Below are 7,489 nucleotides of genomic sequence, written 5' to 3' on the forward strand. Positions count from 1 at the left end.
CTCCTTACGCGTCGAGGTTCTTGCCGATCATCCGCATCAGGAAGAAGGCAACGATGTTGGCGAGGATGATGGCGACGACGCCACCGGCGGCACCCATGCCGACGTCATATTGCAACAGCGACTGGGCATAGATGAGGTAGGTGAGGTTGGTCGAGGCATATCCCGGGCCGCCGTTCGTGGTCACAAGGATTTCGGCAAAGACCGACAGCAAAAAGATGGTTTCGATCAGGATCACAACGGTGGCCGCGCGGCTGAGGTGGGGCACCACGATATAGAAAAAGCGCGACAGATAGCCCGCACCGTCCATTTCGGCGGCTTCGATCTGTTCGCTGTCCAGCGACTGCATCGCCGTGAGCAGGATCAGCGTGGCAAAGGGAAGCCATGCCCAGCTTACGATGACGATGATCGACATCAGCGGCGCTTGGGACAGAAAATCAAAGGGCTGCAGGCCGAGTGCCTTGAACAGATGGGCAAACAGACCGTTCACGGGGTTCATGAACATGTTCTTCCAGACCAGCGCCGAGACGGTCGGCATGACAAAGAACGGCGCAATGGTCAGGATGCGCACCACGCCCTGGCCCCAGAAATCCTGATCCAGCAGCAGGGCCAGAAGCACGCCGCCGACAACCGTGATCACCAGAACGCCGACCACGAGGAACAGCGTGTTGAACAGCGCGGCGGTAAAGGCGGGATCGGTCAAAAAGTAGTAGTAGTTATCCCAGCCGGCGAAGGTTTCCATCCCCGGCATCAACAGGTTGTAGCGTTGGAAGGAAAACCACAGGGTCATGCCCAGCGGGATCACCATCCAGGCCATCAACAGCAAGACAGAGGGGGCGATCATGAACCGCGCGGCGGATTTTGAATGTTCGGTCGCCATCGTGGACGGCTCCTTTCGGGCGTAGTCGGGTCAGGTCAATCGGGGGCGAGGGTCAGTCTCGGTTGGCAGGGGGCTGGGGCGTTGAACACACCGCAGGCCGCTGCCGGACAAGATGCATAGAGGGCGCGCAAGAGAGCACACAGGCAGAGGGGGAGAAGAACACCGTCCGGACTGGTCATTTTCCGGACGGTGCAGGTGCGGCAGGGGCGGGGAAGCACCCCTGCCGCGGAGGGTCCGAAAACGGGCTTACTTGATGTAGCCGGCTTTCTTCATCTCACGCTCGGTGAGCGACTGGGCCGCAGCAAGCGCGTCTTCTGCGGACATCTGGCCTGCGAGGGCCGCCGAGAACTGCTGGCCGACGGCAGTGCCGAGGCCCTGGAACTCGGGGATCGCCACGAACTGGACGCCGGTGTAGGGCACGGGGTCCACGGTCGGGTTGGTCGGGTCAGCCGAGTTGATCGACTGGAGCGTCATCATCGCAAAGGGGACCTCGATATACTCGGGGGTCTCATAGAGCGACTGACGGGTGCCCGGGGGAACGTTGGCCCAACCGTCTTTGGCCGCAACCAGTTCGGTGTAATGCTTGGAGGTGGCCCAAGCGACGAACTCTTTGGCGGCATCGGCTTTTTCGGTGCCCGCAGGGATGGCGAGGTTCCAAGCCCACAGCCAGTTGCCGCGCTTGCCAAGGCCGTTATCGGGCGCAAGGGCAAAGCCCACGTTGTCAGCGACCTGGCTGTCGTTGGGGTTGGTCACGAAAGAGGCTGCAACGGTTGCGTCGATCCACATGCCGCATTTGCCGGTCTGGAACAGCGACAGGTTTTCGTTGAACCCGTTGCCCGAGGCACCGGGAGGGCCGTAGTTGTTCATCAGGTCGAGGTAATCGGTCAGCGTTGCTTTCCATGCCTCGCCGTCAAACTGCGGGTTCCACTCTTCGTCGAACCAGCGGGCGCCGTAGGAGTTGGACATGGCGGTGAGGAAGGCCATGTTTTCGCCCCAGCCGGCTTTGCCGCGCAGGCAGATCCCGTAGACCTCGCCCTCTTTGTCGGTCATTGCGGCCGCAGCTTCCTTGATGAAATCCCAGGTGGGGGCGTCGGGCATTTCAAGACCGGCTTTTTCCATCAGGTCTGTGCGATACATGACCATGGAGCTTTCGGCATAGAAGGGCGCGGCATAGAGTTTGCCGTCATGGGTCAGGCCAGACCGGATCGCGGGCAGGATGTCATCGACATCATAGTCTTCGCCCATGTCTTCAAGCGGGACCAGCCAGCCCTGTGCGGCCCAGATCGGAGCCTCGTAGGTGCCGATGGTCATCACGTCATACTGACCGCCTTTGGTGGCGATGTCGGTGGTGACGCGCTGGCGCAGCACGTTTTCTTCCAGCGTCACCCATTCGAGCTCGATGTCGGGGTGCTGGGCGGTAAAGTCCTCGGTCAGGCCCTGCATGCGGATCATGTCACCGTTGTTCACGGTGGCGATGGTCAGCGTTTCGGCAGATGCGGCGGTTGCGAGTGCGGCAACTGCGGTGGCGCCCAACAGGGCGCGGGTCATGCTTTTCATGGTATCCTCCCAAAAAGATCGAGCCGGTGGTGCGCTTGCCGCCCCTCCTCAGGTTTGGGCAATTGCTACCAGCTTGAGCAAATACTCACATCCCCGCATGGCTCTTGTCAACAAGATTTCGCTCCGGCGTCGTCAAGACGCAGGTGCTATGGAGCTAACCAACAGATTAATAAATGATTTACGCGAGCAATGTGGCGGCGGTTTCTTCGTCGGTGATCAGGCCGTTGATCAGGCCGCCAAGGATTGCCGCGTGAATGCCGCGCGCTTTGCTCAGGCCTTTTGCCGCGCCCAGCACCAAAGTGGAATCGGTGGCCTGTGGCAGGGTCGAGGCGACCCGCGCGTTGCTCAGGTCCTGGATCAGCGCGCCGCTGGCATCAAAGGTCCAGCCCAGAATTTCGCCCACGGCGCCCGCCTCGACCAGGCGCTCGGCCTCATCGGCCCCGATAAACCCGTCGCGCACCAGCGGCGCGCCGGGGGCCATTTCCCCAACCCCGACAAAGGCAACATCGGCCCGCAAGCCCAGGGCGCGCGTGTTGGCGATGGTTTTTTGCGCCAGCAACAGGTCGCGCTCGGCGCTGGAGGCGGCAACGACAGGCATGGGCATGGGGTAGGTCTTCGCGGTAACTTTTTCCGAGATTGAAAACAGCACGTTGTAAAAAGCGGTCGAGCCATCGGGCGCGATATTGCCCGTAAGCGACACGATCCGGTGCTGGGCGCAGTCGATCGCGGGCAAATGCGCAATCGCGGCCCGCAGGGTGCGCCCCGTCCCGAGGGCGATGATGGCAGCGGTGTCGCGGGTCAGCCAGGTTTCGATCATATTTCCGGTGGCTTCGGCAACGCCTGCGGAACTGGAGGTATCGGGCAGGGTCGGCACGACTTCGCACACCCGTAGCCCGAACTGGTCCTTGAGGTCTTCGGCCAGGCCCAGACAGCGCGCAATCGGATGGTCAATGCGTACCTTGACGAGGCCCGCCTGCACCGCCTGACTGACGAGGCGCTGCGCGGTCTGGCGCGACACGCCCAGAATGGTCGCGATTTCTTCTTGGGTTTTGCCACCGATATGGGCAAGCCAAGCGGCCCGCGCCGCGTCATCCAGACGTTTGGAACTTTCCATCGGTGTGCCTCCCTGACTGTCTTTCCCTGTTGTGCCGTGGAACCGGGGAGATTTCCAGCGAGGATGGCGCAATTTTATGCCAAAGCCGGACGGCCAGCCCCGCGCAGGCGCCCTGAAAGGCCTTCTGACACGCGCGTGTAACGTAGGGTCACGGCGCGCGTGCGGGGCGGGGTGGGGGCGACAGGGGAGGGCGCGCATGCCCCTCTGGTTTCAGTGAATTTTTTGCAAAATACCGGCTATTTTCTTGACGCGAAGCGGGAACGGCATACCTTCACCGCCGTGCTTTATTCGAGTTCTGCGTTGTATTTCGCATCCCAGTGTGTTCTTTTTTGCACATGCTCCGACGGGTGGCTGCAAAGTTGCCCTGTGCGTTCTCTCGCACCACATGCGACCCAGAGTTCTGATTTGGCCGGTTCGGTCAAGGCGTGATCTGACGGGTGCCCGACGCGGATCCTGCGGGATCTTAAAGACCGTCGCGCAGCGCCGGCACGTCCGGGAGAACAGCGGCCCCCTTGGCCGCACGGAGAAATCGCCCATTCGGGTGGTGACCGACAGCAAGCGTTCCATCCGGAGCGCCCTCAGGATAACCAACGAACGACGGGGGAAATTCCCAATGACGATCCGTAAAATCTGCGCAGTTTCTGCGCTTGGCCTTATCGCGTCTGCTGGCGCTGCAATGGCGCAAGACAGCTGTGGCGCAGTTTCGATTGCCGAAATGGACTGGGCCTCGGCCGAGCTGATGGCCAATGTGGACGCCATCATCCTTGAAGAAGGCTATGGCTGCGACGTGACTTTGGTGCCGGGCGCCACGACAACGACTTTCGCGTCGATGTCCGAAAAGGGACAGCCCGATGTGGCCCCCGAGCTTTGGATCAACGCGGTGCGCGATCCGCTGATGGCCGCCAAAGAAGAGGGCACGCTTGTCACTCTCAACGAAGGCCCGATCACCGATCTGGGCGAAGGCTGGTGGGTCACCCCCGCGTTCCACGCTGAATATCCTGAACTGGACACGGTCGAGAAGCTGCTCGAACGCCCTGACCTCTTCCCCTATGACGAGGACGAAAGCAAAGGCGCGTTCTACGGCTGCCCTGCCGGTTGGGGTTGTCAGCTTGTGAACGCCAACCTGTTCCGTGCGTTCGACATGGAAGAAAAAGGCTGGGTTCTGGTTGATCCGGGTTCGGGCGCTGGTCTTGATGGCTCGCTCGCAAGCGCTGCCGAGCGCGGTGAAAACTGGTTTGGCTATTATTGGTCGCCCACGTCCATCATCGGGAAATATGAAATGGTGATGCTGCCCTTCGAGGCGGAATTTGCCGGTCGTGAAAACTGGGACGGCTGCGTTGCCCTGTCCGAACAGGATTGCGCCGATCCCCAACCCACTGCTTGGACCGTGTCCGAAGTGCAAACCGTGTCCACCGATGATTTCATCGAAAACGCGGGGCCCGCGGCGCAATACTTTGAAACCCGTGTCTTCCCCGGTGAGGTGATGAACGGCATGCTGGTCTATATGAGCGAAAACCAGGCGACCGGTGAAGACGCCGCCTTTGAGTTCCTCGCAACGCAAGAAGACATCTGGACGCCCTGGGTGTCCGAAGAGGTCGCTGCGAAAATCAAAGACGCCCTGTAAGCGTCCACTGACAGGCGGGCTTTGATCCGCTCAAGGGGTTCGCGCAACAAGCGCGGACCCTCACTTATATGTAAAGGAAACCATGCATGGAATTTCTGAAGGAATTTCCCTCACTCGGCCGGAGCCAGCTTAGCGCGTTCCGACAATTCGTAGACGGCCATTTTCGCGATTTTACCCGCGCTTACGGCGAGGGGATCGAGGCCTTCTTTAATCCGCTTCTCAAATTCCTCGTTTGGTTTGAAAAACTGCTCCAAGCCACGCCCTGGCCGATCATCATCCTTGTGATTGCCGCCCTCGCATGGGCTGGCTCGCGGTCGTGGAAAATCACGACAGGGGCGATCCTTGCGTTTCTGGCGATCGGCGTCATGGGCATGTGGGAGGACACGATGTCCACGCTTGCCATTATTTCCGTGGCGACGTTCCTCTGTATCGCGATCGGCATTCCCATCGGCATTCTGATGGCGCGCTATAACCGCGCCCAAAGCCTGATCACGCCGGTTCTGGATGTGATGCAGACCATTCCGAGCTTCGTCTATCTGATCCCTGTGGTCATGTTGCTGGGCATCGGCAAGGTGCCGGGCCTTCTGGCGGTATGTATCTACGCGCTGCCGCCCATCGTGCGCCTGACCAACCTTGGCATCCGGCTTGTGGACCGCGAAGTGATGGAGGCCGCAACGGCGTTCGGGGCCTCCAATCGTGAAAAGCTGTTCGGGGTGCAGATCCCGCTGGCGCTGCCCAATATTTTCGCCGGTGTGAACCAGACCATCATGATGGCGCTGTCGATGGTGGTGATTGCCTCGATGATCGGCGTGCAAGGCCTTGGTGTGCCCGTGCTGCGTGCCATTTCCAACCAATATCTTGCGCTGGGCTTGATGAACGGTCTGGCCATTGTGGCGCTGGCGATCATTTTTGACCGAGTCAGCCAGACCTACGGCAAACGCCTGCAATCCTATCGGGAGAATGGACATGGTTGATCAAGTGACACCGCCCCCCTCGCTGCGCGACGACGAGGAGGACCAGCCTCCCAAAGTGCAGATCAAGAACCTGTACAAGATTTTCGGCGACACCCCTGAAAAGGTGTTGGCCGACGCAAAGGCAGGCATGACCAAGGCGGAGCTTTTGGAAAAGGACAATCACGTCCTTGGCCTGCGCAACATCAACCTCGATATTCCCGCCCACAAGATTCAGGTGATCATGGGCCTGTCGGGCTCGGGGAAATCGACGCTGATCCGCCACCTCAACCGCCTCATTGATCCCACCGACGGGGAGATCCTTGTGGACGGTGTCGATGTGATGACCATGGACGACAAGGAATTGCGCGATCTGCGGCGGTTCAAGATGTCGATGGTGTTTCAAAAGTTCGGCCTGCTGCCGCACCGCACCGTTCTGGAAAACGCTCTTTACGGGGTCGAGATCCAAGGGGTGGACAAGGCCGAAGGCGAAGCGCGTGCGCGCAAGTGGCTGGAACGTGTCGGGCTTGGTGGCTTTGAGGACTACTATCCGGGACAACTGTCGGGCGGCATGCAGCAACGTGTGGGGCTGGCGCGCGCGCTGGCGACCGATGCGGATATCCTGTTGATGGACGAAGCCTTCTCGGCGCTTGATCCGCTGATCCGCACGGATATGCAGTCGATCCTGCTCGAACTTCAGGACGAGTTGCACAAGACGATTATCTTCATCACCCATGATCTCGATGAGGCGCTCAACATTGGCGACAATATCGCGATCCTGCGTGACGGGGAAATCATCCAGTCCGGCGACCCGCAAAACATCATCATGTCTCCGGCGGATGACTACATCACCGACTTTATCAAGGAGGTGAACCGCGCCAAGGTGATCCGCATCCGCTCGATCATGCAGCGCGATGTGACGGACGGGCAGGGCGCGCCGCTGACGACCCGCACCTCTATCGAGGAATCCTTGCCGGCGCTGCACAAGAGCCCCAACGGGCGGTGCAACGTGGTGAACCCCAAGGGGGTCACGGTGGGCTCTGTCAGTCTTGACGATGCGATTGCCGCCCTTGCGCCGCGTTTGAGCGAGGGGGACGACGTGCGCTACGCCTGAGGCTGGGTGGCGAGTCCGACAGATTTCGACAAAAGGGCGGCCCGGCGGGTCGCCCTTTTGCTTTTGAGGGCGACTCGGCCAGCTTGTGGGCGCCACTTTTGGGTGTTTGAGGCGAGTCGGTTGTGGGTTGTTTTGGATTTATTTGGTGATTTTTGTTTTGGTGACTCGGGGGTGATTTGGTGTGTTTGGTTTTGATTTTTCGAAAGTTGCGCTTTGGGGTGTGGGTAAGTGGTTTTTGTTATCGTTTGGGGTG

7 protein-coding genes are annotated in these 7,489 nt (G+C 60.1%); 3 read left to right on the forward strand and 4 right to left on the reverse strand.

Annotation, left to right across the window (positions count from 1 at the left end):
• Positions 1-4: 4 nt before the first annotated feature.
• The 3 genes from AQS8620_RS02990 to AQS8620_RS03000 all read right to left on the reverse strand — a co-directional run bounded on the left by AQS8620_RS02990 (position 5) and on the right by AQS8620_RS03000 (position 3,548).
• Positions 5-877, reverse strand: a complete 873-nt coding sequence (locus AQS8620_RS02990) for a carbohydrate ABC transporter permease (protein ID WP_085835313.1) — start codon at positions 875-877, stop codon at positions 5-7.
• A 246-nt stretch (positions 878-1,123) separates the two neighbouring features.
• A complete protein-coding gene (locus AQS8620_RS02995) occupies positions 1,124-2,434 on the reverse strand; it encodes an ABC transporter substrate-binding protein (protein ID WP_085835314.1) in 1,311 nt (436 codons plus the stop codon).
• A gap of 178 nt (positions 2,435-2,612) precedes the next feature.
• Positions 2,613-3,548, reverse strand: a complete 936-nt coding sequence (locus AQS8620_RS03000) for a sugar-binding transcriptional regulator (protein WP_085835315.1) — start codon at positions 3,546-3,548, stop codon at positions 2,613-2,615.
• Positions 3,549-4,161: 613 nt separating this feature from the next.
• Here AQS8620_RS03000 and AQS8620_RS03005 point away from each other — a divergent pair.
• The 3 genes from AQS8620_RS03005 to AQS8620_RS03015 all read left to right on the forward strand — a co-directional run bounded on the left by AQS8620_RS03005 (position 4,162) and on the right by AQS8620_RS03015 (position 7,236).
• The gene (locus AQS8620_RS03005) at positions 4,162-5,172 is read left to right on the forward strand and encodes an ABC transporter substrate-binding protein (RefSeq protein ID WP_085835316.1); all 1,011 of its coding nucleotides are present in this window, start codon (positions 4,162-4,164) and stop codon (positions 5,170-5,172) included.
• 86 nt (positions 5,173-5,258) lie between these two features.
• The gene (locus tag AQS8620_RS03010) at positions 5,259-6,146 is read left to right on the forward strand and encodes an ABC transporter permease (RefSeq protein ID WP_085835317.1); all 888 of its coding nucleotides are present in this window, start codon (positions 5,259-5,261) and stop codon (positions 6,144-6,146) included.
• Positions 6,139-7,236 (forward strand): quaternary amine ABC transporter ATP-binding protein, encoded by a 1,098-nt coding sequence (locus AQS8620_RS03015; RefSeq protein WP_085835318.1) that lies wholly within the window; start codon positions 6,139-6,141, stop codon positions 7,234-7,236. Before AQS8620_RS03010 ends, AQS8620_RS03015 begins: the two co-directional genes overlap by 8 nt.
• Here AQS8620_RS03015 and AQS8620_RS17200 read toward each other — a convergent pair.
• Positions 7,227-7,489: hypothetical protein (locus AQS8620_RS17200; RefSeq protein ID WP_234990355.1), on the reverse strand; the 263-nt coding region annotated here is incomplete at its 5' end. The two genes, AQS8620_RS03015 and AQS8620_RS17200, sit on opposite strands and share 10 nt — an antisense overlap.

It is taken from the genome of Aquimixticola soesokkakensis (assembly GCF_900172375.1).
Taxonomy (GTDB): Bacteria; Pseudomonadota; Alphaproteobacteria; order Rhodobacterales; family Rhodobacteraceae; genus Aquimixticola; species Aquimixticola soesokkakensis.

What these genes read in the sequence shown, in the direction of transcription:
- AQS8620_RS02990 (WP_085835313.1), bottom strand. Translation starts at nt 877, where the DNA reads ATGGCGACCGAACATTCAAAATCCGCCGCGCGGTTCATGATCGCCCCC.
- AQS8620_RS02995 (WP_085835314.1), bottom strand. Translation starts at nt 2,434, where the DNA reads ATGAAAAGCATGACCCGCGCCCTGTTGGGCGCCACCGCAGTTGCCGCA.
- AQS8620_RS03000 (WP_085835315.1), bottom strand. Translation starts at nt 3,548, where the DNA reads ATGGAAAGTTCCAAACGTCTGGATGACGCGGCGCGGGCCGCTTGGCTT.
- AQS8620_RS03005 (WP_085835316.1), top strand. Translation starts at nt 4,162, where the DNA reads ATGACGATCCGTAAAATCTGCGCAGTTTCTGCGCTTGGCCTTATCGCG.
- AQS8620_RS03010 (WP_085835317.1), top strand. Translation starts at nt 5,259, where the DNA reads ATGGAATTTCTGAAGGAATTTCCCTCACTCGGCCGGAGCCAGCTTAGC.
- AQS8620_RS03015 (WP_085835318.1), top strand. Translation starts at nt 6,139, where the DNA reads ATGGTTGATCAAGTGACACCGCCCCCCTCGCTGCGCGACGACGAGGAG.